Annotated in this window: 20 protein-coding genes and 1 tRNA gene; 10 read left to right on the top strand and 11 right to left on the bottom strand. The window is 69.9% G+C overall.

What is annotated here, in order from left to right; genetic code table 11:
* The first annotated feature begins 42 nt into the window (after window positions 1-42).
* Window positions 43-609: a TetR/AcrR family transcriptional regulator gene (locus AW270_RS13845; RefSeq protein WP_061294635.1), complete on the top strand. Its 567-nt coding sequence runs from the start codon at window positions 43-45 to the stop codon at window positions 607-609.
* Window positions 610-863: 254 nt separating this feature from the next.
* Here AW270_RS13845 and AW270_RS13840 read toward each other — a convergent pair.
* Window positions 864-937: transfer RNA gene (locus tag AW270_RS13840), tRNA-Ile, on the bottom strand.
* A 170-nt stretch (window positions 938-1,107) separates the two neighbouring features.
* Here AW270_RS13840 and AW270_RS13835 point away from each other — a divergent pair.
* The 3 genes from AW270_RS13835 to AW270_RS13825 are packed head-to-tail and all read left to right on the top strand — an operon-like array spanning window position 1,108 to window position 3,984.
* Window positions 1,108-2,031 carry an alpha/beta hydrolase gene (locus AW270_RS13835; RefSeq protein WP_061294838.1) on the top strand — a complete coding sequence of 308 codons (924 nt, stop codon included), beginning with the start codon at window positions 1,108-1,110 and terminating at the stop codon, window positions 2,029-2,031.
* Window positions 2,032-2,086: 55 nt separating this feature from the next.
* Window positions 2,087-3,712 (top strand): AbeC-like domain-containing protein, encoded by a 1,626-nt coding sequence (locus AW270_RS13830; protein WP_061294633.1) that lies wholly within the window; start codon window positions 2,087-2,089, stop codon window positions 3,710-3,712.
* Window positions 3,709-3,984, top strand: a complete 276-nt coding sequence (locus AW270_RS13825; protein ID WP_061294631.1) for a hypothetical protein — start codon at window positions 3,709-3,711, stop codon at window positions 3,982-3,984. Before AW270_RS13830 ends, AW270_RS13825 begins: the two co-directional genes overlap by 4 nt.
* Here the strand turns inward: AW270_RS13825 and AW270_RS13820 are convergent.
* From AW270_RS13820 to AW270_RS13805, 4 genes are read right to left on the bottom strand one after another with little or no spacing between them, the layout of a single operon-like run.
* Window positions 3,981-4,322, bottom strand: coding sequence for a TIGR03668 family PPOX class F420-dependent oxidoreductase (locus AW270_RS13820; protein ID WP_061294629.1), 342 nt, complete (start codon window positions 4,320-4,322; stop codon window positions 3,981-3,983). The genes AW270_RS13825 and AW270_RS13820 overlap by 4 nt on opposite strands.
* A gap of 19 nt (window positions 4,323-4,341) precedes the next feature.
* Complete coding sequence (locus AW270_RS13815; protein WP_061294628.1) at window positions 4,342-5,256, bottom strand: NADP-dependent oxidoreductase; 915 nt, start codon at window positions 5,254-5,256, stop codon at window positions 4,342-4,344.
* Window positions 5,257-5,274: 18 nt separating this feature from the next.
* Window positions 5,275-6,033, bottom strand: a complete 759-nt coding sequence (locus AW270_RS13810; RefSeq protein WP_061294626.1) for an SDR family NAD(P)-dependent oxidoreductase — start codon at window positions 6,031-6,033, stop codon at window positions 5,275-5,277.
* 40 nt (window positions 6,034-6,073) lie between these two features.
* Entirely contained in the window at window positions 6,074-6,838 is a 765-nt protein-coding gene (locus tag AW270_RS13805; RefSeq protein WP_061294624.1) for a helix-turn-helix domain-containing protein, read from the bottom strand.
* 172 nt (window positions 6,839-7,010) lie between these two features.
* On the opposite strand from AW270_RS13805, the gene AW270_RS38680 reads away from it, so the two are divergent.
* Together AW270_RS38680 and AW270_RS13795 are read left to right on the top strand one after the other, a co-directional pair.
* A complete protein-coding gene (locus AW270_RS38680) occupies window positions 7,011-8,204 on the top strand; it encodes a ricin-type beta-trefoil lectin domain protein (protein ID WP_061294622.1) in 1,194 nt (397 codons plus the stop codon).
* A 38-nt stretch (window positions 8,205-8,242) separates the two neighbouring features.
* Window positions 8,243-8,449 (top strand): TOBE domain-containing protein, encoded by a 207-nt coding sequence (locus tag AW270_RS13795; RefSeq protein ID WP_061294837.1) that lies wholly within the window; start codon window positions 8,243-8,245, stop codon window positions 8,447-8,449.
* 14 nt (window positions 8,450-8,463) lie between these two features.
* On the opposite strand, the gene AW270_RS40545 is transcribed toward AW270_RS13795, so the two are convergent.
* From AW270_RS40545 to AW270_RS13780, 3 genes are all read right to left on the bottom strand, one after another.
* Window positions 8,464-9,336, bottom strand: a complete 873-nt coding sequence (locus tag AW270_RS40545) for an SRPBCC domain-containing protein (RefSeq protein ID WP_157521935.1) — start codon at window positions 9,334-9,336, stop codon at window positions 8,464-8,466.
* On the bottom strand, window positions 9,333-9,641 hold the full coding sequence (locus tag AW270_RS13785) for an ArsR/SmtB family transcription factor (protein WP_061294620.1): 309 nt from the start codon (window positions 9,639-9,641) through the stop codon (window positions 9,333-9,335). The genes AW270_RS40545 and AW270_RS13785 overlap by 4 nt, the downstream gene beginning before the upstream one ends.
* A gap of 244 nt (window positions 9,642-9,885) precedes the next feature.
* On the bottom strand, window positions 9,886-11,073 hold the full coding sequence (locus AW270_RS13780; protein ID WP_061294618.1) for an ROK family protein: 1,188 nt from the start codon (window positions 11,071-11,073) through the stop codon (window positions 9,886-9,888).
* A gap of 179 nt (window positions 11,074-11,252) precedes the next feature.
* On the opposite strand from AW270_RS13780, the gene AW270_RS13775 reads away from it, so the two are divergent.
* The 3 genes from AW270_RS13775 to AW270_RS13765 are packed head-to-tail and all read left to right on the top strand — an operon-like array spanning window position 11,253 to window position 14,320.
* On the top strand, window positions 11,253-12,482 hold the full coding sequence (locus AW270_RS13775) for an ABC transporter substrate-binding protein (RefSeq protein WP_169807314.1): 1,230 nt from the start codon (window positions 11,253-11,255) through the stop codon (window positions 12,480-12,482).
* A gap of 27 nt (window positions 12,483-12,509) precedes the next feature.
* Entirely contained in the window at window positions 12,510-13,478 is a 969-nt protein-coding gene (locus tag AW270_RS13770; RefSeq protein ID WP_082801532.1) for a carbohydrate ABC transporter permease, read from the top strand.
* A complete protein-coding gene (locus AW270_RS13765) occupies window positions 13,475-14,320 on the top strand; it encodes a carbohydrate ABC transporter permease (RefSeq protein WP_061294612.1) in 846 nt (281 codons plus the stop codon). The genes AW270_RS13770 and AW270_RS13765 overlap by 4 nt, the downstream gene beginning before the upstream one ends.
* Here the strand turns inward: AW270_RS13765 and AW270_RS13760 are convergent.
* Together AW270_RS13760 and AW270_RS13755 are read right to left on the bottom strand one after the other, a co-directional pair.
* Window positions 14,317-15,255, bottom strand: a complete 939-nt coding sequence (locus AW270_RS13760) for a hydroxyacid dehydrogenase (RefSeq protein WP_061294835.1) — start codon at window positions 15,253-15,255, stop codon at window positions 14,317-14,319. The two genes, AW270_RS13765 and AW270_RS13760, sit on opposite strands and share 4 nt — an antisense overlap.
* Entirely contained in the window at window positions 15,252-16,640 is a 1,389-nt protein-coding gene (locus tag AW270_RS13755; protein ID WP_061294610.1) for an aldehyde dehydrogenase family protein, read from the bottom strand. Before AW270_RS13755 ends, AW270_RS13760 begins: the two co-directional genes overlap by 4 nt.
* 55 nt (window positions 16,641-16,695) lie before the next feature.
* Between AW270_RS13755 and AW270_RS13750 the strand changes: the two genes are divergently transcribed.
* Entirely contained in the window at window positions 16,696-18,375 is a 1,680-nt protein-coding gene (locus AW270_RS13750; protein WP_061294609.1) for a DUF2264 domain-containing protein, read from the top strand.
* Here AW270_RS13750 and AW270_RS13745 read toward each other — a convergent pair.
* Complete coding sequence (locus AW270_RS13745) at window positions 18,353-21,472, bottom strand: ATP-binding protein (protein WP_218009212.1); 3,120 nt, start codon at window positions 21,470-21,472, stop codon at window positions 18,353-18,355. The two genes, AW270_RS13750 and AW270_RS13745, sit on opposite strands and share 23 nt — an antisense overlap.
* Window positions 21,473-21,523 lie beyond the last annotated feature (51 nt).

Genomic DNA, 21,523 nt, shown 5'->3' with positions numbered 1-21,523 from the left:
TATAATGAAACGAAACATGGTTCATTCTGGCAAGGAGGCAGGATGCTTCCCCGAAAGCGGGGCCGCCCGACGGCGGCGGAGCGCGCCCAGCGCCGCGACGAGATCCTCGACGTCGCGGTACGCCTGTTCGTCGCCGGCGGCTTCCGCCAGGTCACCCTCGACGACATCGTCGCCGAGGCCCGCGTCACCAAGCGCACCCTCTACGACTACTTCGGCGACCGCACCGCCATCTTCCTGGCCGCCGTGGAACGCCGCCGCCTGCGCACCCTCGACCAGCCCACCGAGAGCGACACCCTGCTGGAGCTGGCCACCAAGATCGTCTCCGGTCTGCACTCAGACGAGGCGATCGGCCTGCACCGCCTGCTGGTCACCGAGGCGCACAGCTTCCCCGACCTGGCCGAGGGCTTCTACCGCGACGGGCCGCAGGCCTACATCGCGGCCATCGCCACGCGGCTGCCGGAGCCCGACCTCGACCTGGCCCACTCCGTGTTCACCCTGCTCCTGGGCGAGCCCCACCGCCAGCGCCTCCTCGGCCTGCGCCCCGCCCCCACCCGCGAGGAGGCCGCCGCCCAGGCCCGAACCGCCCTCCGCCACCTGGGCCTGGAATGACGCCCAAGAACAGGGTCGTGGAGATCCCGTTCTCTGCGGAACTGCGTCCGCCGTCCATCGCGCCACTGACCGTGTGGGGATGTATGCCATTCATTGGCATTTTGTCCCCGACGTGGCGTCCAGGTGATTCCGGCCCAAGCACTCTCCTGACGGCCGGATCTGAACCGTCGAAGTGATCATCCTGGTGTGATCTGTGGTTATCCTTGGGGCGTGGGGCCACACCCGGGGCCAGGCGATTGGCCTGGGGTTTTGAGTAGGGCGGGTGGGACTTGAACCCACGACCCACGGATTATGAGTCCGATGCTCTGACCGGCTGAGCTACCGCCCCGCAATGCTGGAGTCTCTCACAGTTCTTCTTCCGGGGGACCCACCGAAGTGCACTTGTGATCAGCTCGTTCGTTAGGGTCCCCTGACCTTTCTTTGGTCAGCCCTTGGTGTCAGGTCGGTTGCGCACCGTCAGAGGGCGTTCGTCCCGCGAAGTCGACTATGTTCTCGCGCATGCCACTCCACCCGCAGTCCAAGACGTATCTGGACCGCTTCCCCCCGATCCCGGGCGCCGACCTCGACTCGATCACCGACGACGAGGTGGAGGTGCTCCGTCATCTGGACAACAAGAAGGCCGAGCGCGGCGCTCCCGTCGACGTCTTCTCCGTGACCGACACGACGGTGGGGGATGTTCCGGTACGCCTGTACCGCCCCACCGGCGACCCCGCCCTCCCCGTGGTCGTCTACCTCCACGGCGGCGGCTGGGTCTACGGCACCCTTCCCCAGCACGATCCCATGGGCCGCGACCTGGCCGTCCGCACCGGCGCGACCGTCGCCATGGTCGACTACCGCCTCGCCCCCCACCACGTCTTCCCGGCCGCCGTCGACGACGCCTGGGCGGTCGTCCGCGACGTCTTCGACCACCCCGCCCGCTACGACGCCGCCCCGGGACGGGTCGCCGTCGCGGGTGACAGCGCCGGTGGCAACCTGGCCGCCGTGGCCGCCTGGCTGGCCCGCGACGCCGGCCTGCCGCTCGCCCATCAGGCCCTCGTCTACCCGGTGACCGACGTGGCCATGGACACCCCGAGCTACAACCGATTCCACTCCGGCTACGGCCTGAGCGCGGCCGACATGGCCTGGGTCGTCGGGAAGTACGCCCCGGGCGTAGATCCCCGTGATCCCCGGCTGTCCCCTCTCCACCTGGCCGACAAGTCGGGCCTCGCTCCGGCGACCGTGATCACGGCCGAGTACGACCCGCTGCGGGACGAGGGAAGGGCGTACGCGCACGCTCTGCACGAGGCCGGGGTGCCGGTCGACTACCGCGAGTTCGCCGGGGCCCTGCACGGGTTCTTCACCTTCCCGGGCTTCTTCGACGCCGCGTACGAGGCCAGGGAGTACCTGGCCCGGAATCTGCGTAAGTCCCTGGAAAAGTCGTGACTCCAACCGGTGATTTTCCCGTTACTTTATGACATAGAGGTCTACGTTCGCCTGCATGTCGGTTCCTACGGTTCTGTCCAACAGCACGCGGTACCTGTCCGCGGGCGCGTACATCGATGCCGAGTTCCGGGACGCCGTCATCGACGAGCTCCTCGGCGACAGGCACCGTGCCGTGGCGCCGTCGCACGGCCGGACCGACGCCCGCACCGTGCTGATGCACTGCCTGCGGGCGCGGCGGGTGACCGTGGCCCGGGACGCGGTGATCTCACTGCTGCTCTTACTCGGACTGGGTCTGGACTTCGGGATCACGGCCGGCCTGCTGATCAGCATGGTGCCGCTGGCCCTGCTGTCACGCCGGTCCGTCCAGGCCAACACGGTCCTGCGGGTGTTCATGATCGTCTGGGCGGCGCTGGTCGTGCTGGGCCTCATCCTGCAGGTGATGGCCCTCCTCGCCTTCCAGGCGCTGACCTCCGCCTTCGCCGTCGGAGCGCCGGCCGCCGCGCTGGGCGTCGTGCGGCCGGGATACGTCATGCTGATGTTCGCCCTGCTCACGGCGATCGCCTACTGGGTCTTCCAGTACATCCAGCTCTCCACCACCTTCGATTTCGGCCGTCCCCACACGACTCCCCAGGAGTCGGTCCCCGCTCAGCGCGACTGGTACATCGACCAGGCCCAGTGGGGCAACCTCGCGCTCTACGGCGGAGAGGACCCGTTCGTCGGGTCGGGTGAGACCCACCAGACCTGGTCGATCGTGGTCGAACTGGACCGGAAGCCGCCCACCCCCGGCGCGGCGGCGGGTGAGCGGCGCAACGCCACCATCGACCCGGCCGACCTGCACGCCTTCATCCGCGAACGCCTGGAGCAGATGCGCACGGGAGTGCTCAACGAGCGCGAGAGCATCGCCAGGCTCACCGTCAGCGACCACCTGACCGCCCCCGGAACGCTGCACCGGGGCGGCGGCGGCCATCCGCTGCTCGGGCCCGACGGCATGCCGCGCTTCACGCTCGACCCCGCCTCCATCGACGCCGTCAAGCGGAACCCGCAGGGCGCGATGCGCTACTACCAGCGGGTCACCGTGGGCGCCGAGGGGCCGCCCATCGTCACCGACTCGGGGACGCTGGTCGTGCCGTCCTCCGACCGGGAGACCGACATCTCGGCCTACATCCACCTCGCGGTCGAGGGGCGCATGATGTACACCCAGTGCCTGATCATGGCACTGCCTCCGTGCCGGCGCAGCTTCCACGTGATCGACGTGCTGCCGGCGCTGTCCCCGATCGCCGTGGTGGGCAAGGCGCTGGCGGCGCTGCGGCTGCGGCTGTTCGAGGAGGTGCTGTTCGCGCCGGTCCGGCTGGTGCGGTCGGTGTTCGAGCAGAACCGGCAGCAGCGTCCCGACCGGTTCCTCGCCTATCCCTACGGCGCCCGGGCCAGTGTCCGGGAGCTGGGGGCCGAGCGTGAGCCGACGTCGTTCATGCAGGTCCTGGACATCGACAAGTACAGCAAGCTGATCTCGCAGCGGCTCAACGAGGCGGTCCTCGACTACCTGGAGGCGCACGACATCGACACCACGTCCTACCGTCAGCAGGCCATCGTCAACTACGGCGCGTGGGTGAGCGGGGGAACGGTCAACGGGCCGATCGCCGCGGGTCATCAGGCGCAGGCGACTCAGCAGGGAGCGTCGTGAACGACAACTACGGCATCACCATCTCGGGTGGCACCGTGTCGGGGCCGATGGCGGCGGGGGCGAACGCGAAAGCCGTGCAGGTCAACGACCTGGCGAGCCTCATCGAGCGGCACGACCTGCCGGAGGCGCGGGCCGACCTGGCCGCCGTGACCGCGGAACTGGCCCGGCCGGAGCCCGACCGGGCGGTGCTGCGGGCCAGGCTGGAGCGGCTGGCCTCCTACGCGGCGCTGGCCGAGTCGGCGGCGGCGCTGGCCACCGTGATCTTCGGCTAGCGGGCCGACCAGTCCTGCCAGTGCCGCACGTCGATCACGATGAACGGCCCCTCGGGCGGCCTCTCCCGATATTGGGGATACTTCGCCGCCAGGCACTCCACCGGCCACGCGGCGACCACCCGGGCGACCCCGTCGGCCCGTACCCACCAGAGCCTGTCCCAGTCGTCGTCGTAGTGGTCGACCAGCAGGCTCACCCGGGGGTCGGCCGCGATGTCCTCCAGCCGCCGCAGCCGCCGGGTGGTCTTCGGCTTGTGGTCGACGGCGCTCACGATCACCTCGCCGTCGAGGGCGAAGGTCACCGGGACCACGCGGGGGCCGGACGTCGCCAGCCGGGCCACCCGGGCCGAGGCGAACCGCTCACGCGGTGATGACGATCTTGCCCCTGGCGTGTCCGTTCTCGACCTCCCTCAGCGCGCGGTCGGCCTCCTCCAGCGGATAGGTCGCGGTCACGTAGGGGTTGAGGCTCCCGTCGGCGACCATCCCGGCGACCGCGCCGAGCACCTCCTTGGTGCGGGCGCGGGTGACCGGGCCGCCGCCGAGGTCCTTGGCCGTCGACTGGTCCCCGGCCGAGATCAGCTTCGCGTGGTCGCCCAGGACCGGCGCGACCTCGCGCAGGGCGTCGCCGCCGACGAGGTCGTAGATCCCGTCGACGCCCTTCGGCGCCACCGCCCGCACGCGCTCGGCGACACCCGGGCCCGGCTCCACGTAGGTCGCGCCGAGCGACTCGACGAACGCGCGCTTGCCGGGGTCGGCGGTGCCGACCACCTTGACCCCCGCGTTGCGGGCGATCTGGGCCGCCGCCGTGCCGACGCCGCCGCCGACGCCGGTGATCAGCAGGGTGCCGCCGGGCGGCACGCCGAGCTGGCGGACCCCGTCGTAGGCCGTGGCGGCGGCGACGGGGAGGGTGGCGGCGTCCTCGAACGACACCTCGTCGGGCTTGTGGGCGACGCCGGCCGCCGGGAGGACCGCGTATTCGGCGTAGCCGCCCTTCAGCGGGCTGCCGAAGACGGCCTCGCCCGGCTTGAGGCCGGTGACGCCGGGGCCGATCTCGGCGATGACCCCCGCGACCTCGTTGCCGAAGACCGCCGGGAAGTGGTCGGGGCCGGTGCCGGGGCGGCACCAGCCGGTGCGGCGCTTCCAGTCGGCCGGGTTGACCCCGGCGGCCCGCACGCGGACGACGACCTGGCCCGGTCCGGCGGTCGGCTTGGGCAGGTCGGCGAACTCCTCGACCTCAGGGCCTCCGTATTCGCGGTACACGTAGGCTTTCGGCATCTCGGGACCTCCTCGGAGTCACCTTTCCTGTTCGGTCGGCCGGATCAGCACCTCGTTGATCGCGACGTGGCGGGGACGGGTGACGATGTAGGTGATCGCGTCGGCGATGTCCTCCGGCTGCATCCGCTCGACGTCGTCGAAGTTGCTCCGGATCGTCTCCAGCACCTCGGGCCGGTTGTGCCCGGCCAGCTCGGTCTCGACCGCGCCCGGCTCGACCAGGGAGATCCGCACGTGCTTGCGGGTGACCTCCTGGCGCAGCGACTCGCTGAACGCGCCGACGCCGTGTTTGGTCAGGTTGTAGACGCCGCTCCCGGTGCGGGCGATCCGCCCGGCGACCGAGGAGACGTTGACCATGTCGGAGACGTAGCGGGGCCCGTCGTCGGCGGCCCTGATCAGGTGCGGCAGCGCGGCGTGGGCGCAGTAGAGCAGGCCCAGGACGTTGGTCTCGACCATCCGCTGCCACTCGGCGACCGGCGCGTGCTGGACCGGCCCGAGCAGCATGACCCCGGCGTTGTTGACGAGCGTGTCGATCCGGCCGAGCTCGGTGGCGGTCCGTTCGACCGCCTCGGCGGCCTGCGCCTCCTGGGTGATGTCGGCCTCGATGACCAGGACCCGGCCGCCGTCCTTGCCGATCCGGGCGGACAGGTCCTCCAGCCGCTCCCGCCGCCGGGCCACCACCGCGACCGTCGCGCCCTGCTGCGCCAGCGATATCGCGGCGGCCTCGCCGATCCCGCTCGACGCCCCGGTGACCAGGGCGACCGTTCCGACAAGGCGCATGATGAACCCCCTATGTCCAGGCTTCCACTCTAGGCAGACGCTACTCCCAGGCCTTCACGTGCCAGCCGACCGCCGACTCCTGACGGGACCCTTCGGGCAGGTCGAGCAGGCCGTTGTCGATCACGCGGTTCTCCTCCAGCGCCCGCTCGCCCGCCTCGTCGACGCTGATCACGTAGAACTTGGCCCGGGTCGTCACCGGCTCCTTGAGGATCATCGACAGCACCGAGGAGGCGCCGATCCGGACCTCGCTGACCTGCGCCTTCACGTAGAACGCCGGGTGGGGGTTGCGCACGTCGACGTTCGGCACCTCCTCCACCACGAAGTAGCGCCGGTCGGCGGGCAGCGCGCAGCGGATCTCGGCGGTGACGCTCATCCGCTCGCCGCTCTGCGGGGGGACGTGCAGGGAGATCGGGTGGTCCAGCGCGCACGGCGGCCGATCGTCCCGGGAGAACCAGAGCACGGCGGCGCCGACGACGACGGCGACGCCGACGAGGATCGGCCAGAGCCGGACCCGCCGCCGAGACGGCCCGGGAGCGGCGGCGGCCACGGGCTCCTGCACTTCCTGTGCCTGCTGCCACAGCCGCGCCATGGTCGGCACGTCGGTCCCGCACGTCTCGGCCCACTGCCGGGCCTGTTTCTCGGTCGGCATCGCCTGGCCGTTGAGCCAGCGGCTCACGGTCGCCTTGGACCAGTACACCTGCGAGGCGAGTTCCTGGAGCCCCATGTTGGCCTTGTCGCGCCCGGCCCGGAGCTCGATCGCCAGAGCCGCCTGGGCCAGCGCCAGATCGGGTGACAGGTCACGCAACGGGCCGGGGGGACGTCGCTTTGAGGGGGTTCGGTCCATCTCTGGAACGTTTCACACTCGTCGCGATCACGCAGCGCCACGGCCTGAAACGTTACGTGGAACGCCAGCCGCCTCCCGGACGGCCCGATCTCCCCCAAGGCTCGGTACGTCACCCACCTCCAAGGAGGGATCCATGCGAACGGTGAGACACGCCGCGACGCTGGCACTCGTGCTGCTGGCGTCCCTGCTCAGCCTGGCGCCGCCGGCCCACGCCGCGGCCACCGGGCCGATCCGCGGCATCGCCGCCAAATGCCTCGACAACGCGGCCGGCAACACCGCCAACGGCAACCCAATCGTGCTCTGGACCTGCAACGGCACCGCCCACCAGCAGTGGACGCTGCCCGGCGACGGCACCGTCCGGGTGCAGGGGAACCACTGCCTGGCGGTCAAGAACGCCGGCACGGTCTCGACCACCCCCGTCTGGCTCTACACGTGCGACGGCGGCCCCGCCCAGATCTGGAGCCCCCGCCCCAACGGCACGCTCGTGAACCCCAACTCGGGCCTGTGCCTGTCGTCCAAGAACGTGGGCACCGCCGACGGCAACCCCATCTGGGTCTACACCTGCGACGCGGGCCCGGCCCAGATCTGGACGCCCCCGCTGGCCACCCCCGCCCCGTCGGGCCAGGCCATGCCGGTCGGCGACCTGCCCGGCTGGCGGCAGGTCTTCACCGACGACTTCACCCAGACCGTCCCGCTGGGCGCCTTCCCGTCGGCGGTGGCGAGCAGGTGGACCGCCTACTCCGGCTTCGCGGACACCTCGGGCCACGGGCGGTACGCCCCCGACCGCGTGGTCAGCGTCCACAACGGCGCGCTCAACATGTTCCTGCACACCGAGAACGGCCAGCACCTGGTCTCCGCCCCGCTCCCGATCATCCCCGGCCACGCCAACGCCTACGACGGTCTCCTTCACGGCCGCTACGCGGTCCGGTTCCGCGCCGACCCGGTGCCCGGCTACAAGACGGCCTGGCTCCTCTGGCCGGACCCTCCGGGCGTCTGGTCGGACGGCGAGATCGACTTCCCAGAGGGCAGCCTCGACGGGCACATCGAGGCGTTCATGCACCACCGGGGCAACCCACAGGTCGCCTCGCCGTATCCGACCGGCGTGACCTTCGGCGGCTGGCACACCGCCGTCGTCGAGTGGACCCCGCAGTCGGTGCGCTTCCTCCTCGACGGCACGACCATCGGCACCTTCACCAACACGGCGCTGATGCCGGTCAAGCCCATGCACTGGGTGCTCCAGACCGAGACGGCGATCCCGAACGGCCCCACCGACACGGCGGCCGGGAACGTGCAGATCGACTGGGTCTCCATCTGGGAGCGGGTGTGACGAGATTCCGCCGCTGCCTCGCCGGGAAAGAGGTGATCATGAAACTGAGTGCGCGGAACGCGATCCCAGCCGAGGTCACCGGGATCACACGTGGCGAGGCGACCGCCAACGTCGAACTGTCGGCGGGCGGGCTCCGGCTGGTCGCGTCGGTCACGGCCGAAGCGGCCGAGGAACTGGGGCTGGGGGTCGGCAGCCAGGTCACGGCCATCGTGAAGGCCTCCGACGTCATCCTCGCCACCGGCTGAGAGCGGGTGGGCGGTCAGCCTCGGGACGAGATCTGCTGGACCGCCCATCCGTTCCCGTCGGGGTCGTCGAAGAACACGAACCCGACGTTGTCGAGGGGATCGGGCACCGGATGGGGGTTCTCGCCGATCTTCTGCACGTCGCTCACGTCCACCCCCCGCTCCACGAGCTGGGCGTGGGCCTTGCGGATGTCCGGCACCACCAGCTGGAGCCCCCGGAGCGACCCCGGAGCCATCGCGGGCACCGCGCCCTTCCCGATCACCACCGAGCAGCCCGACCCGGGCGGGGTGAGCTGCACGATCCGCACATCGTCGCCGAACGCCGTGTCGTGGTCGACGGTGAAGCCCAGCTTGCCGGCGTAGAAGTCCTTGGCCCGGTCGATGTCCGACACGGGCACGACGACCACTTCGAGGGTCCAGTTCATGCCGTTCCTTTCCAGCAGAAGATCCAGTTTCGTGTACGCCTGCGCCATCCCCCTGGCCATCGGATAGCGCAGCGCCGTCGCCCTGCCGTCCGGGGTGGCGTAGCGGATCGTGGTGGTGAGGAGGGTGCCCGCGCCCTCGTCGGTGAGATCGTGGGTGATCAGGGTGACGCCGGGATACGACTGCTCGTCGAAGACCTCGCTGAGGGTGATCGACCGAGGCGGCTCGACGGCCCGCACCTCCCCGCGCTGCACCATCCGCGCCCCGCCCGGCCCCTCGGAGACGAACCGGTAGGCGCCGCCCGGCGACGCCTCGAAGGAACACTCGACCAGCCGCCACCCCTGTGCGCCGTACCACTGAACGAGCAGGTCGGGCGTGGTCAGCGCGGCGAACACCCGGTCCCGGGACGCGGCGAAGCGGCGGGTGACGACGATCTCCCGGTCGCCCCGGGTGACGACGCCGGTCATTCCATGCCCTTCAGCACCGCGTCGAGCTGCCGGTAGCGGGCCTCCCAGAACTCCCGATAGCCCGCCAGCCACTGAGTCGCCTCCTCCAGCGGTTCGGCGGCCAGCCGGCAGGGACGGCGCTGGGCGTCTCTGCCCCGGGTGATCAGACCGGCCTTCTCCAGCACCTTGAGGTGTTTGGAGATGGCCGGCTGGCTCATCGCGAAGGGCGCGGCGAGCTCGGTCACGGTGGCCTCCCCCTGGGCCAGCCGCGCCAGGATCGCCCGGCGAGTGGGATCGGCCAGCGCGGCGAACGTGGCGTCCAACATAGGCAGATAACCTTCCAGTTATGTAACTGGAAGGTTTTATACCACTCTGTCGGAGGCTCTCGCCAGGGTGACCGCCCGTGTCCCGAAGATCGTGGATCTACCTCACGCCGGCATATGGGGCGGCTGGGAAAACCTAAGGATCAGCCGCTGGCCCCACGCCCTGCCCGGCGTCGAACGGCAGACGCCCCAGCGGGTGGTCCTGATGATCTGGCCGGGACCTTAGTTCAACCCTTTGAACTAAGCATCAACTGGCGGCGTGGAGCCTCAGTGGAGCGCTCGTGTCAAGGAACTCCTCCAGCACCAGCGTCGCCGCCCCCATCGCCACCGCGTCGGGGCCGAGTTCGCCCAGCACGATCGAGGTCGCGTTGTAGGGCTGCGTCAGGGAGTTCTCGCCCACCACCACGCGGATCTCGTCGAGGTGCCGTTCGCCGATCATCAGCCCGGCCCAGCCGCCGATCAGTATCCGCTCGGGGTTCAGCATGTTGATCAGGTTGGCCAGACCGGTGCCCAGATAGGTCACCGTCTCCTGGACCACGTCACCGCCCGCCTCCAGCACCCGCCCGAGGGCCGACGGCCAGTCGGTCGTCTGGGCGGGCACCCCCGCGCGGGCGAGCAGCCCTTCGGCCCCGATGTAGGCCTCCAGGCAGCCCCGGGACCCGCAGCGGCACAGCCGTCCACTCATCTCGATCTTGGTGTGACCCCATTCGCCGGCGCTGTTCGAGGTCCCCCGCACGGCCAGCCCGTCGGCCACCACCGTGGCTCCGACACCCGACCCGATCAGCACGATCACCGCATGGTCGGCCCCCCGGCCGGCCCCGAACCACAGCTCCGCCTGCCCCATGGTCTTGGCGCCGTTGTCGATGAAGACGGGCAGCGAGGTCCCGGCCCGCATCAACGCCCCCAGCGGCACGCCGTCCCACCCGAAGGTCTTGGCGTGGATCAGCGTGTCGGCGCCGCGCTCGACGATGCCCGGCACCCCGATCCCCACGCCGAGCACCTGTTCGGCGGTCACCTGCCCGTCGGCCAGCACCACGTCGATGCCGGCCAGGATCCGCCGCGCGACCAGCTCGATGTCGTGGTGGGAGGGCCGGAGCGTGTAGTCGACCCGGGCCTTCTCCGTCATCTCCAGGTCGAACAGCTCGACCCTGACGTGGGTCTCGGCGACGTCGACGCCGATGACGTGGGCGTATCCGGGGTTGACCCGTAACAGCACCCGGGGCCGCCCGCCGTCGCTCTCGACCTGGCCGGCCTCCATGAGGATCTTCTCCGACAGCAGGTCGCCGGTCATGGTGCTGATGGTCGCCGCGCTCAGGCCGGTGAGGCCGGTCAGCTCGTGACGGCTCCGGGGGCCGCCGAAGTACAGAGTCCGCAGCAGCATGCCGCGGTTGCCCTTCCGGACATCCCTGACCGTCTTACGCTCCGGCCTTGCCATGGCCTGTCCTCCCGCTTTATGCCGACATGTTAGTTCAATGCGTAAACGAAACGGCTACCAGGCAAGTGCCGCCGCACAGGGTAGCGGGTGCCGCGTTACCAAAGCGTTTCCGACGAGGGACTGATCTTTTTTCGCGTCTTACATTATCGTCTGTTCAACCCCCCGAGAAGGAGATGGAAATGATCAGGAGAGTCACTGGGGCGGCAGCCGCAGCGGTGCTGCTCGCCGGGCTCGCCGCCTGCGGCGGCGGCTCCGAGGAGGGCGGCGCGGGCTCTGCCACGACGGAGTTGACCTACTGGATGTTCCAGGACCGCACCCCTCAGGCCGGCGAAGTGGTCGAGAAGATCCGCACGGACTTCGAGAAGGCCAACCCCGGGGTCAAGGTGAACATCGTCAAGATCCCCAAGGACGACTACAACACCAAGCTCGGCTCCGCTCTGGCCGGCAACACCGTCCCCGACGTCGGGATCCTCGACCAGCCCCTGGTCTCCCGCTTCGCCCAGGAAGGCACCATCAAGGAGGTCCCGGCCGGCACGCTCAACGAGGCCGACTTCTGGGAGGGCGCCCTCAACACCAACAAGGTCGGCGGCAAGCTGTACGGCTTCCCGATCGACCACACCGCCGTCGCCCTCTTCTACAACAAGGCGCTGGTCCCGACCCCGCCGAAGACGTGGGACGAGCTCAAGTCGATCAGCGCCGGGATCCACCAGAAGGACCCGAAGGTCGCCGGCATCGTGGTGCCGAAGGGCGACGGCTACGGCGCCTGGATGTGGCCGGGCGTGGTCGGCGGCGCGGGCGGCCAGATGGTCGACGAGGCGAACAAGAAGATCCTGTTCGACCAGGCCCCGGCCGTGGAGGCCCTCCAGCTCTGGGTCGACCTGCTGCCGTCCTCACCCCGTGAGATCACCGACTCCGACCAGGCCTTCGCCAACGGCCTCGCCGGCATGATGATCTCCGGCCCGTGGGACGTCGCCACCATCAAGGACCAGTTCCCCGACCTCGACTTCAACGTCGCGCCGCTGCCGTACAAGACCACTCCCGCCGGCAACATCGGCGGCGAGAACGCGGTCGTGTTCACCAAGGGCAAGAACGAGGCGCTGGCCTGGAAGTGGCTGCAGCACCTGACCAACTCCACGAACAACACCACCCTGGCCCAGGCCCTGGGCGGCTTCCCGGTCAACAAGGAGGCCGCCGAGCGCGACGCCGCCACCTTCGGCGAGCAGCAGCAGGCCTTCCTCGAGCAGCTCAAGGTGGCGCAGGCCCGTCCGGCGCTCCCGCAGTGGATCCAGATCAACGACGAGATCATCGCCCCGGCCCTGGAGTCGGCGCTGAGCGGCAAGATGACCGCCCAGGAGTCGCTCACCGACGCGGCGAACAAGACCCGCGCCCTGCTCGGCTGGAACAGCTAGCCCAGCCATCACGGAAGCGAGGCAACCGTGGCATCTCCGGTCGTGGCCCAGCGGCCCGCCGAGACGCCGGCCAGGCCCGGACGGCGCCGCCGTCCGGGCATCGGCAGGCGCGACCACCTGATCGGGTGGCTCCTCATCGCCCCCGCGCTGGTGTACTTCATCATCTTCCTGCTCTATCCGGCCCTGGCCGCCCTGTACTACAGCTTCACCGAGTGGGACCTGCACTCCGCGCCGATCTGGGTGGGCCTGCAGAACTACACGGACCTGTTCTTCGACGACGTGAAGTACCCGCACTTCTGGAAGTCGGTCCAGGTCACCCTGCAGTACACGCTGGTCGCCGTGCCGCTGACGCTGATCGCGGCGCTCGGCCAGGCGCTGCTGATCAACTCGATCAGGCGCGGCTCGAACCTGTTCCGCCTGCTGCTGTTCCTGCCCGTCGTGACCGCGGAGGCGGCGGTCGGCGCCATCTGGCGCTGGCTCTACGACCCGCAGTACGGCCTGGTCAACGCGGTGCTCGGCCTGGTCGGCATCCCCCGCCAGAATTGGCTGAACACCCCGGAGCTGGTCATCCCGGCGCTGGCGTTCATCGCCGCGTGGCAGTGCGGCATCTCGATGATCATCTACTTGGCCGGCCTGAAGAGCATCCCCGAGTCGATCAGGGAGGCTGCGGTCATCGACGGTGCGGGCCCGGTGCAGCGCTTCTTCAAGGTGGTCGTGCCGATGCTCCGCCCGACGACCTTCTACCTCGTCGTGACCGGCATCATCGCCGCGCTCCAGGTCTTCGGGCTGGTGTACGTCATCTTCAGCGGCGGCGGCAACCGCAGCGTCACCGGCGGCCCCGAGCAGTCGGGCCTGGCCTACGTGCTGCACATCTATCTCTACGCGTTCCGCTACAACGCGATGGGCGCCGCCTGCGCGATGTCGTTCATCCTCCTGGTCTTCATCATGATCATCACGTTCGTGCAGTTCAAGTTCATGAAGCAGGAGGCGTCGTGAACCAGAAGACGGTCCGCCGCCTGCCCATCTACATCGCGCTGATCCTGTTGGCGCTGGTGTCGGTCGTGCCTTTCGTGTGGATGCTGGCGACGTCGTTCAAGAACGGCCCCGACGTCTACACTCAGGTGCCGCAGCTCCTCCCGCTGGACAAGAAGACCGGCGAGTGGAACCCCACGCTCGGGAACTACGAGTACGTCCTGTCGATCAGCGGCCTGGGCACGGCCTTCTGGAACAGCGTGTGGATCACCTGCGTGCTGGTCCCGGTGAAGCTCCTGATCGACGCCCTGGCGGCCTACGCGTTCGCGCGCATCCCGTTCCCGGGCCGGGACAAGATCTTCGTCCTCATGCTGGCCGGCATGATGGTGCCGACGATCACCCTGCTGGTGCCGCGTCTGCACGTCACCCAGGTGCTCGGCGTCTATGACTCCCCATGGGGCATCATCCTGCCCAACGTGGCCTCGGTCCTGGACATCTTCCTCATGCGGCAGTTCTTCCGCACACTTCCGGTCGAACTGGAGGAGGCCGCCCGCATCGACGGCGCGGGCCGGATGGCGATCTTCTGGCGGGTCATCCTGCCGCTGTCGAAGCCGGTGCTGGCCGTCGTGACGATCACCAGTTTCATCTTCCACTGGAACGACCTGGTGTGGCCGCTGATCGTGCTCAACAGCCCCGACTACTACACGCTGCCGCTGGCGCTGCAGCAGCTCGCGAGCACGGAGTCGGGCCGGGCCTACTACATCATGGCGGGCGCGGCGCTCGCGGTGATCCCGGTCATGGTCGTGCTGCTGATCTTCCAGCGGCGCATCATGCAGGGCATCGCGTTCTCGGGCCTGAAGAGCTAGGCCTGGTGGGACAGGGCGCGCGGGTCCACCTCGTACAGGAGGGGGGCACCGCGCGTCAGTCGTACCACCTCGTCGAGAGCGGCGGCCCCGAGCCGCGCGACCTCCGACCCCAGCGCCCCCGCGACGTGCGGCGTCAGCACGACGTTGGGCAGGTCCCACAGCGGCGAGTCCGCCGCCGGGGGCTCGGGGTCGGTGACGTCCAGGATCGCGGAGATCCTCCCCGTTCGCAGCTCCTCGACCAGCGCCGGCTCGTCCACGAGAGACCCCCGCGCGGTGTTGATGAGGGTCGCTCCGTCCTTGAGCGCCTTCAGGCGCTCAGGGCCCATCATCCGGTACGTCTCCCGCGTGGCCGGAGCGTGGATGGAGAGCACGTCGCTGCGGCGGACCACCTCGTCGAGGTCGTGGGTGACCAGATCGTCCGCGTAGGGATCGGCGACCAGAACCTGAAGGTCGAAGGGCCGCAGCAGCTCGATGACCCGCCGCCCGATCCGGGAGGCGCCGACGATCCCGACGGTCTTGCGGTAGTTCCCGATGTCGCTCTGCCTCGTGAGCAGCCCGAGGTCCCTTCTCTCGGCGTGGAACTCGCGGGCCAGCCGCGGCACGGCCTTGCCGGCCAGCAGGATCATGGCGAGGGTGAACTCCGCGACCGGGATCGCGTTGGCGTCGGCCGCCGAGCTGACCACGATCCCCCGCGCGAACACCTCGGGCGTGACGTGCCCCTTCACGCTGCCCGCGGCGTGCACGACCGCCTTGAGCAGCGGGGCGGCGTCGAGCGCCCCGGCGTCGAGGACGGGGCACCCCCAGCCGGTGACGAGGATCTCGGCCGTCCTCAGCCTGCGCCGCGCGTCCGGGCTGGCGAACTCGGTCAGCGGAGCCTCGGCCCGCCCGAACAGGCGGACCGGGAGCTCCGGGTACATCGCGTAGTCGACCCTCATCCCCGCGTCCACGCGGGCAGGTCGAGCGTCCCGCGCTGGACGCCGATCCACTGACGCCGGGTGAACCCGGGCATCTGGTTCTCGGCGCCGTGCCGGGCGTGCGCGTCGTTGACGTGGACCTCACCGGCGTCGAGCCGTTCGGCGACGGCCAGCCCGCGCATCAGGTCGCGGCTGAAGACGGAGTTCATCAGCATCGGATAGCCGTTGACCAGGTCGATCGCCTCCTCGGTGGTCTTCGCGACCGTGACGGGGAGCACCGGCCCGAAGATCTCCTCGGCGAACGCCGGCATGTCGGGGGTGACCCCGGTCAGCACCGTCGGCCGGTAGAACAGCCCGTCGTAGGTCGCGCCGGTCGCGACGACGGCCCCCTTCGCCACCGACGGCAGCACGATCCGCTCGTGCACCCGGTCGCGCTGGACCTCGCTGATGAGCGGCCCGAGGTCCACCCCGGCGTCGAACGGGTCGCCGACCTTGAGCGCCTCGACCTTGCGGGTGAGCGCCGCGACGTACGCGTCGGCGACCGGTTCGAGCACGATGTGGCGGCTCGCGCTGATGCACGTCTGCCCCTGGAACTCCAGCGACGCGATCAGCGCGCACGAGGCGGCCAGCTCGACGTCCGCGTCGTCGAGCACGACGAACGCGTTGCTCCCTCCGAGCTCCAGCCGGACCGGCCGCAGATCGCGCGCCGCCGACAGCGCGATGGCCGTCCCGACCTCCCGCGACCCGGTGAAGTCGAGCAGGTCGAGCCCCCGGTGCTCGGCCAGCGCGTGCCCGGCCGAGGGCCCGTCGCCCTCGACCACGTTGAACACCCCCGGCGGCAGCCCGGCCGCGTGCGCGGCCTCGGCGAGCACCTGCCCGCCGATGATCGGGGTGAGCTCGGCCGGCTTGAGCACGATCGTGTTCCCGAACGCCAGCCCGGGAGCCACCGCCCGCATGGCCAGATTGACCGGATAGTTCCAGGGCGTGATGATCCCGAGCACCCCGAGCGGCACCGCCCGGGACAGCGACAACTTCCCCGCCTTGTACGGCTGGAGCACCTCCCCCGCCGTCCCGCACGCCTCCACGGCCGAGATCCCGAGCTGCTTCAGCCCCGCCGACACCTCGTCGACGGCCTTGGCCCGGACTCCCCCGGTCTCCTTCATGGACAGCTCGACCAGCTCGTCGTACCTGCCGCGGAGCTGGTCGGCGAACGCCGTCAGATGGGCGGCCCTCTCGGGCGCGCCCAGAGCCGCCCAGCCGGGCTGCGCCCTGCGGGCCGCCGCGACGGCCCGGTCGACGTCGGCGGCGTCACCGAGGGCGTAGCGCCCGATCTCGGCGCCGGTGGCCTTCTCCTGCACGGAGCCCGTGTGCGCGGCGGGGACGAAAGCCCCATCGATGTAGTGCATAGGCTATATTCTATGCTTAATTGTATATATAAAAATAAGTCTTGACAGGAGCGAGATGGCAGCGGATCGTGCGGCGATGGCCCAGCTCGTACGGGATCTGACCGACCCGCTCTTGCCTCTCTTCAGCCCCGGACGGGCACGCCTGCGCCTGGGCGTGAACACCGCCCACTACGACGACGCGGCGGCCGAACTGGAGGCGTTCGCCCGGCCGCTGTGGGGCCTGGCCCCGCTGGGCGAGGGCCTGGACCCGTGGCGCGAGGGCCTGGCGGCCGGAACCGACCCGGCACACCCCGAATACTGGGGCGACATCGCCGAGATCGACCAGCGCCTGGTCGAGACGGCGGCACTGGGCTTCGCCCTCGCCCTGGCCCCCGAGCAGTTATGGGACGGTCTGAGCGGAATCGAGCGGGATCGCGTGGTGGCCTGGCTGTCCCAGGCGCTCGACCGCGCCGGCGTCGACAACAACTGGCAGTTCTTCCCCGTCATGGTCGGCCTCGGGTTGAGACGGGTAGGGGTCGCGTTCGACGAGAAGGCACTGGAACCCCGCCTCGACCGGCTGGAGTCGTTCGACCTCGGGCGAGGCTGGTACTCCGACGGCCCGACCGCCCAGCGCGACTACTACGTGCCGTTCGCCATGCACTACTACGGCCTGATCTACGCCGGTCTGAGCGAGGACGCCCGAGCCGAGCGCTTCCGCGACCGAGCCGCCCGTTTCGCCCTGGACTTCCGCCACTGGTTCGCCGCCGACGGCGCGGCGGTGCCCTTCGGCCGGTCGATGACCTACCGCCACGCGCAGGCCGCGTTCTGGGGCGCGACGGCGTTCGCGGGCGTCGACGCGCTGCCGTGGGGTGAGACGAAGGGCTACCTGCTCCGCCATCTGCGCTGGTGGGAGAGCCGCGAGGCGGCCGGCCGGGACGGTCTGCTGACCATCGGCTACGCCTACCCGCAGCCGCTGCTGGCCGAGCAGTACAACGCGCCCGGCTCCCCCTACTGGGCCATGAAGGCCTTCCTCCCCCTGGCCCTCCCGGAGGCCCACCCGTTCTGGACCACCCCGGAAACCCCCGCGCCGCTGCCGGACGGGGTCGTCCACCAGCCCGAACCCGGAGTGACGCTGATGCGCTCCGACGAGGGCCGCCACGTGGTGATGCTCAGCGGCGCGCAGCACAACATGTGGGCCAGAGGCGGCGCGGCGAAGTACGCCAAGTTCGCGTACTCGACGGTGTTCGGCTTCAGCGTCCCCGCCGGTTCCCACGGCCTGGAGCAGGGCGCCTACGACAGCACCCTGGCCCTGAGCGAGGACGGCCGGCACTGGCGCTGCTGCGAGGTCCCGTCAGCCGAAGGAGACCTGCACCTGCGCTGGTCGCCGTGGGACGACGTGGAGATCGAGACCTGGCTGGTCCCCCGGCCACCGGGCCACCTGCGCGTCCACCGCATCGTGTCGCCCCGCCGCCTGTTCACCGCCGAGGCCGGCTTCGCCGTCGACCGCGACACCGAGACGGAAAGGGACAGCGGCGCGGGCTACGCGTGGGCGGCCTCGAACCAGGGCGTGTCGCGCATAGAAGACGCGGCCGACCCCGCATGGCCGACGGGGGTCCGGCGGGAGGGGGAGGTCGTGCAGCCGCACCCGGGGACCAACGTCCTGGTGCCGCGCACGATCCTCCCCACCCTGCGGGGCGAGCACGCCCCGGGCGAGTTCTGGCTGACCTGCCTGGTCACCGGCCGGCTCGCTCGATGACCTCCTCGGTCGTCAGCGGCGAGGCGGGGTGGTGGCTCAGGCAGAGCGGTGTGCGCACCTTCGCGAACCCCGCCCCCTCAGGCGCGACGTAGAACTGCCCGCTCATGAGCGACCCGATGTCGTCGGCCTTGCCCCCCTTCACCCGGGCCATCTCTTTGGCCGCCTCGATCTGCACCTGGGCGTTGAGGAGCCCGTAGAACTGGGTGGCCGCGTTGCCCGGGATGCGGTTGTGCAGCCCCTTCGGAGCCTGGGTCGCGAACACCAGCCCGAGCCCGTACTTGCGCGCCTGCGACGCCAGCGCCAGCGTGCTCTGCGTGCACACCGTGCCGGCGCCGGAGGGCGCGAAGTTCTGCGCCTCGTCCATGACGAAGAGCCCCCCGAGAGGCCGGTCCCCCGCGGGGTTCTTCTTGATCCACGCGAACAGCGCCATCTGGAGCTGGTTCACGAACGACTGCCGCTCGGAGTCGCTCTGCAACCCCACGAACGAGATGACGGATACCCGCGCCCGCTTGCCGGCCGCCGGGGTGAGCAGCAGCCCCGGATCGACCGGCTGCCCCGCACCCCCGAACAGCGGGTCGTTCACCATCGCGGCCCTGAGCACCTGGGCGAGCCCATCCGCGATCTTCACCGCTCCGCTGATCCGGCTGATGTCCTCCGGGAAGTCGGCGAGCAGGTTGACCAGCCCGTTGAGCCCGCCGGCCTTGTACCTCCCGAAGTGGACGACGGCCTCCTTCAGCACCGCCCGCGCCACCTCGGCCTTGCTCGTGTTCCCCTCAAGCTTGGCCCGGGGGACCAGCGCGGCGAAGGCGGCGTCGACGGCCTCGTTGAACTCGTCGACGTCGTCCCGGACGCCGGCGAAGTCGGGCAGCGGCTGGAAGGCCAGCGGCCGTCCCTTCTCCCGGCGAGGCGTCCACACGACGACGTCGGTGTCCGCGATGTAGCGAGCGGCCCGCGCGGCGTCACCGGGACCCCAGGCGGAGGGCTCCTCGGGCCAGGGGTCGCCGAGCCGGGCGAGGTCGTTGTTGGTGTCGAGCACGATCGAGGAGACACCCTGGATGGCGCACTCCTCGACGATGCGCCTGATCAGAACGGTCTTGCCGGAACCGGAACCGGCGAAGATCGCGACGTGCTTCCGCAACGCCTCCAGCTCGACGGAGACGGGAAGCCCACGCTCATAGGAGCGCCCGACGATCAGCGACGGCACCCCGACGGGGACGTTCTGCGGACCGTGGCCCGAGACCCCGGCCTCACGGGTGGGCAGCGACTGCGCGGGTGCGGGCGGCTCCTCGAGGATGTCGCCCTCAGGTGCTTTTGGGGCTTGCGGCACCTGCGGGGCGCTCGGCTCCACCTCGACCGGGGCGGCCCCGGCTGGCTGCGGCTCGTCCGACCAGTCCTCCAAGAGGTCTCTGAGCAGCTTGATCGCGCTGGCCGGGCGCTTCAGGACCAGCCACTTGTTGATGCTGGGCGGATTCTGCGCCATGAGGTCGCGCAGGGCGCTGAGGGTCTTCAGGTCGTCCTCGTCGACCTTGACGACCCGCCCGCCCCGCGCGCGGAAGTCGGCCAGGGCCTGCTGGGTCTTCGGACCGCCCGCCCACGGAACGTTCCTGATGATGACGAGCCTGCGCTTGGGCGTCTCGGCTTCGAGACCGGCCGCGATGACGGCCCGCTTGAGCCGGGTCAGCGCCGCGTTCGGGTGCTTGGCGCTGATACCGCGAATCGCCCAGTGGATCTCGTCCTCCCGGGTCTCGTCGAGCACCTGCCGGAGACGAGCGTGCAGAGAGGTGCGCTGCCCGAAAGTCGGGTCGACCTTGTAGGCGGTGGCGTCGTCGCCCTTTTCGATGGCCCACGCCTGGAGCCCGGCGGCGAGCAGGCTGGGCAGGACGGCGTCCTCCTGCGTCGGGTCGAGTGCACCAGTGACGTGAGCGGAGTCCTCAAGGAGAGCGAACTTCGTCTCGATCCCGTGGATCTCGCTGAGCGTCGACTGGATCGCGGTGGTCGGCTCGACCTGGTGCGTCTCGACTCCGTCGAACCGCAGCAGTTCCTTGACCTCACCCCTAGCCACACAGGTCTTGATGTGCTCGGTGAGAGCCTTGAGGACCTTCCGCGGAGTGTAGAACGGCGCTTCCGCGAAGGCTTCCGGCCGAACCGGCCACGTGGGATAGGGCGGTTCGAACCCGATGCTCTTGAAGTGCTCAGCAAGCCTCCGGGTCACGAGCTCCCGGCCCACTTCAGGACTCGGGATACGCTTGAGGATCGTGGTTCCTTCGAACCGGTCCTTGAAGCTGGACACTGCCAATTCCTTGAGCAGTATCCAGGTGTCCGGCAGACAGGAGACGACTGAGAGGGTCCTGCTGGATACCTCTCTCAGGGAGGTCAGCCCGTGGGCGATCTGCAAGGCGGTGGCCCGGGTCTTCGGGTCGACCTCCCCGGTCCCGAACAGCGCCATCGAGCTGATGAGCGGGTCGAGCTGGTCGAAGGCCATGACACTCGGTCCGGTCATGGCCAGCAGCCGTGAGATGTCCCGGACCAGTTCCTGCGGGCTGCGCGCGATCTGGCGGAATCCCCACTCGCCCCGGCCGCCGTCGACGTCGTCAAGGCCATACATGTAGCTGTCGCCCACGCTGGCCAGGTTGTAGTCGTTGGTGGCCTGCAACACCAGAGCCCGCGCGGTGTCCTGGGCCTCCTGGAAGACTCTGCGGTCCTTCTTGTAGAGCGCCTGCAGGAACTCGTCGAGGTGCCCCTTCTCCAGGGGCTGGTTCCCGATGACCGCCTGCTGGGTCCGGCGCGGCAGCGCCAGCTGCGCGGTCAGGTTGCGGAGAAAGCGCTTGAGCTGGCTCTCCTCATCGGTCCCGACTCTGGCCAGGCCATCCTGGATGGACACCAGGGTGCTGTCCCAGAAGTTGCGCGCGTCGAGCACGCTCATCAGGAAGAAGTAGCCGTCGCGCTGGATGGCCTGTTCCCGGAGCCAGCTCATCAGGTGGGTCTTGCCGCTTCCCGACGTGCCTTCGAGGACAACCCCGATCGGGCTGGAGGTGCCCACGCTCCGGGCGGCGGCTTCGAGGCCCGCCGTCAGCGCTCGCGTTGCCTGGGGGTGCATCCCATCCACGTGGAAGGGGACCGGCTGCCAGACGTCTTCTTCTCCAGCGAC

Origin of the sequence: Herbidospora cretacea, assembly GCF_001570605.1 — a bacterium.
In the GTDB taxonomy this organism is placed as follows: domain Bacteria; phylum Actinomycetota; class Actinomycetes; order Streptosporangiales; family Streptosporangiaceae; genus Herbidospora; species Herbidospora cretacea.
Note: the sequence above shows the minus strand (reverse complement) of the source record. Positions and strands in the feature narration are given on the sequence as shown.

Bases quoted from the DNA above. Each gene is read 5' to 3' on its own strand.
- AW270_RS13845 (WP_061294635.1), top strand. From the start codon at position 43: ATGCTTCCCCGAAAGCGGGGCCGCCCGACGGCGGCGGAGCGCGCCCAG.
- AW270_RS13835 (WP_061294838.1), top strand. From the start codon at position 1,108: ATGCCACTCCACCCGCAGTCCAAGACGTATCTGGACCGCTTCCCCCCG.
- AW270_RS13830 (WP_061294633.1), top strand. From the start codon at position 2,087: ATGTCGGTTCCTACGGTTCTGTCCAACAGCACGCGGTACCTGTCCGCG.
- AW270_RS13815 (WP_061294628.1), bottom strand. From the start codon at position 5,256: ATGCCGAAAGCCTACGTGTACCGCGAATACGGAGGCCCTGAGGTCGAG.
- AW270_RS13810 (WP_061294626.1), bottom strand. From the start codon at position 6,033: ATGCGCCTTGTCGGAACGGTCGCCCTGGTCACCGGGGCGTCGAGCGGG.
- AW270_RS38680 (WP_061294622.1), top strand. From the start codon at position 7,011: ATGCGAACGGTGAGACACGCCGCGACGCTGGCACTCGTGCTGCTGGCG.
- AW270_RS13795 (WP_061294837.1), top strand. From the start codon at position 8,243: ATGAAACTGAGTGCGCGGAACGCGATCCCAGCCGAGGTCACCGGGATC.
- AW270_RS40545 (WP_157521935.1), bottom strand. From the start codon at position 9,336: ATGACCGGCGTCGTCACCCGGGGCGACCGGGAGATCGTCGTCACCCGC.
- AW270_RS13785 (WP_061294620.1), bottom strand. From the start codon at position 9,641: ATGTTGGACGCCACGTTCGCCGCGCTGGCCGATCCCACTCGCCGGGCG.
- AW270_RS13780 (WP_061294618.1), bottom strand. From the start codon at position 11,073: ATGGCAAGGCCGGAGCGTAAGACGGTCAGGGATGTCCGGAAGGGCAAC.
- AW270_RS13775 (WP_169807314.1), top strand. From the start codon at position 11,253: ATGATCAGGAGAGTCACTGGGGCGGCAGCCGCAGCGGTGCTGCTCGCC.
- AW270_RS13760 (WP_061294835.1), bottom strand. From the start codon at position 15,255: ATGAGGGTCGACTACGCGATGTACCCGGAGCTCCCGGTCCGCCTGTTC.
- AW270_RS13755 (WP_061294610.1), bottom strand. From the start codon at position 16,640: ATGCACTACATCGATGGGGCTTTCGTCCCCGCCGCGCACACGGGCTCC.
- AW270_RS13750 (WP_061294609.1), top strand. From the start codon at position 16,696: ATGGCAGCGGATCGTGCGGCGATGGCCCAGCTCGTACGGGATCTGACC.
- AW270_RS13745 (WP_218009212.1), bottom strand. From the start codon at position 21,472: ATGCACCCCCAGGCAACGCGAGCGCTGACGGCGGGCCTCGAAGCCGCC.